At 63.8% G+C, this 3,065-nt stretch carries 3 protein-coding genes; 1 reads left to right on the forward strand and 2 read right to left on the reverse strand.

The window, feature by feature from the left end:
• Positions 1 to 76 precede the first annotated feature (76 nt).
• Positions 77 to 727, forward strand: a complete 651-nt coding sequence (locus Q4E95_RS06695) for a PH domain-containing protein (protein WP_303382579.1) — start codon at positions 77 to 79, stop codon at positions 725 to 727.
• A 29-nt stretch (positions 728 to 756) separates the two neighbouring features.
• On the opposite strand, the gene Q4E95_RS06700 is transcribed toward Q4E95_RS06695, so the two are convergent.
• Both Q4E95_RS06700 and Q4E95_RS06705 read right to left on the reverse strand, forming a co-directional pair.
• Entirely contained in the window at positions 757 to 1,818 is a 1,062-nt protein-coding gene (locus tag Q4E95_RS06700) for an ABC transporter permease (RefSeq protein ID WP_303382580.1), read from the reverse strand.
• Positions 1,815 to 3,065: ABC transporter permease (locus Q4E95_RS06705; protein ID WP_303382581.1), on the reverse strand; the 1,251-nt coding region annotated here is incomplete at its 5' end. The genes Q4E95_RS06705 and Q4E95_RS06700, both read right to left, overlap by 4 nt.

The raw sequence follows: 3,065 nt of genomic DNA on the forward strand, positions 1-3,065 counted from the left end.
TGCGAGGTGCTCATCGTGTGTGCTCCATCGTGTCTGAAACGTGGTGTGCGTGGGTTGCGGGGTGAGGATGCTTAGCATGAGGGCCATGCCCCAGGACCAGAAATCCCCCGCTGATTCCCCACGTGTCTATCGAGCCGCGTCCGCCCCGTGGCTCACCGGTTTCCTGGTGATCCTGGGCGTGGCCGTGGCTGTGGCGGGTTGGGGTCACAACCCATTGCTCTTCGCGGCGAGCGTGTGCTGCGGTGCCGCTGTGGCCGGGCTGGGCTACGCGCTGTACTGGCGCCCCCGCCTGGAGATCCGCGACCACGGTGTGCGCATCATCAATCCCCTGCGCGCCGTGGTTATTCCGTGGGCGCACATCATTGACGTGCGGACGCGCTTCACGGTCACCGTGGTGACCGAGGCCGGTTCCCATTCGTGCTTCGCGCTGCCCGCCGCGGGGCCGGGGTCCGCGTTGCGCAGCGGACCCCAGGGCGTCTCGCAGGCGCATCCGTTGGCCCGGACGGACGGTGCCGTGCGCACCGGCGACCTGGCCGGCACACGCTCGGGCGCTGCAGCCAATGACATCCGCACGCTGTGGCAGCGCAAGATCGACACCGGCGAGTTGGACGTCTTCACCCGGGACGACGCCGCTCTGGAGCCGGTACGCATGTCCTACGTTCCCGCCCCGCTCACGGTGACTCTGGTCATGGCCGCCGCGGGTGTCACGCTGTTCGTCACAGCCTGACCCCCGCGGCACGCCCGCCGGTACCCAACTCATCGGGTGGCCCGGTTGACGGCACCGCGCTCGGTGCGCTGCTCGCCGCGCTCGCGAGCCTTCTTGGGATTGAACTTGCGCTGGCGCGGGTCGAACGCATCGCGCAGACCGTCACCAATGAAGTTGATGGTCAACGCAATGGTCACAATGAACACACCGGGCCACCAGAACAACCAGGGACGGGTGGCGAAGGCCGTCTGATTCTCACTGATGAGGCGCCCCAATGACCAGTCCGGCGCTTGGATACCGAGGCCCAAATAGGACAGTGCCGTTTCCAGCAGAATTGCCGAGGACATCAGCAGCGTGATGTTCACGGTGATCACGCCCACGGTGTTGGGCAGGATGTGTTTGAAAATGATGCGACCGCTGGACGCGCCGGCCAATCGAGCGGCGTCGACGAACTCGCGCTCACGCAGCGACAGGAACTCGCCGCGCACGAGTCGAGCGAGTGGCGGCCACGACGCCGCACCGATCAACAGACCCAGCGCAATGACCGTGGCGGTCGTCGGCAGGCCCGTGGAACGGACGTAGGAGATGGCCAAGCGACCCAGCAGCGCGGCCAGGATGACCAGCGGGATAATGATGATCACGTCGGTCAGGCGCATCAGGATGGCCTCGGTCCAGCCGCGGAAGTAGCCGGAGAGGCCACCGATCACGGTGCCCAGGAGGCCGGCCATCACACCCACCACAACCATCACGATCAGGGAGTACTGCGTTCCCTGCATGGTCATGGCAAAGAGGTCACGGCCCAGGTTGTCCTGACCGAATGGATGATTTCCCAGCCCGGGGGGCAGTAACGACAATGTGGGTCGGCCACCGTCCAGCAGCGTTCCCGTGGCATCCGGATCCCACTTCCACCAGCCCGGGATGGGGCCCACACCGATAGAGGTCACCGACAACAACACGACGAACGTCAGGACGATCAAGGAGATGACCGCTCCGGTGTTGCCGAAGAATCGTTGACGAACCAGCTGCCCCTGGCTCTTGCCCTGGACGTCCTCGGCCTTCGCGACGGCGGGGTCCACCGGTTCTTTGACGTTGATTGGTTCTTGCTGGCTCATGCTTTCACCCTCACGCGCGGGTCGAGAACGGAGTACACGAGATCGGCAATGAGGTTGAAGACCATTGCCACGATGCCCGTGATCAAGAAGACGCCCATAACGGGGTTGGGATCCACGTTGCGCACCGCGGTGACGAACAACTGGCCCATACCGGTGAACGCGAAGACCGACTCGGTGATGATGGCCCCGCCAATGAGAGCCCCGATGTCGTAGGCCACCAGTGTGGCCAACGGGATCAATGCGTTACGGAAAGCGTGGCGCATGACCACCGTGCGTTCGGACAGGCCCTTGGCCCGAGCCGTACGAATGTAGTCCTGACCCATGATCTCGAGCATGGATGCTCGCGAGTATCGGGAGTAGGACGCCAACGCCAGCAGCGTGAGCGCAATGGTCGGCAGCAACAGGTGGGTGAAGCGGTCGATGCCCATGATCCAGAAATCACCGGTCAGGCCCGGCGTGGACGCACTGGCCGTCGCAATGGGGCGGCCACGAATGTGCCCGGAGTCCAAGTAGGCCGGCCAGGACTGCATGAAGCGATCCAGGATGATCAGCAGCGCCACGAAGAATCCGGTGATCCCGGCCACCCGCATACCCTGCCCACGGTCATAGCCGCCGGCAAAGTAACCAATGGTCGCGCCGATGGCGATCATGACGAGGCACAGGATGATCACGGTCCACAGGCCGGCCCCTCGGAAGAAGCCCTGCACCGGGAAGTAGGCGATCAGGCCCACCAGGACCGTGGCCAAGCCCGCGTACAGTGCCCGCTTATTACGCAGCCCCGAAATCAGGATGGTGGCGATGACGGCCACCAGAATGCCGGTCAGCAAGATGAGCGGGATCCCCAGGAACGGCGCGGTCAACCAGTTGGTCACCAGAACGAAGTACACGATGCCCGAGGTCACCAGGAAGCCCAGGACACCCATGAGGATGCGGGTTTTCGCGCGCCCGAAGGACACGAGGTACCAGATGAACCCCGCCACCACGCCAATGGCCAGAATGGTGCCGATGGACATGACCGGGTCCTGTAAGAAGTCGTTGAACGATATCGCCACAATTTCTTTGAGCAGCACCGCCAACCAGAAGCTGGGAAGCGAGAAGCACAAGAACGTGAAGAACGTGACGCCGTAGTCCAAACCGGAGTACTGGCGCAGCGCCGACACAATGCCCAGCGTAATGCCGATGACGATGGCCAGGATGGTTCCCGCGGTCACCAGCATGATGGTCTGGCCCATGGCGAACAGCAGAAG

The organism is Kocuria sp., from assembly GCF_030536815.1.
GTDB classification, from domain to species: Bacteria; Actinomycetota; Actinomycetes; order Actinomycetales; family Micrococcaceae; genus Kocuria; species Kocuria gwangalliensis.

Excerpts from the sequence above, each read along its gene's own strand:
- Q4E95_RS06695 (WP_303382579.1), top strand. The coding sequence starts at position 77 with ATGAGGGCCATGCCCCAGGACCAGAAATCCCCCGCTGATTCCCCACGT.
- Q4E95_RS06700 (WP_303382580.1), bottom strand. The coding sequence starts at position 1,818 with ATGAGCCAGCAAGAACCAATCAACGTCAAAGAACCGGTGGACCCCGCC.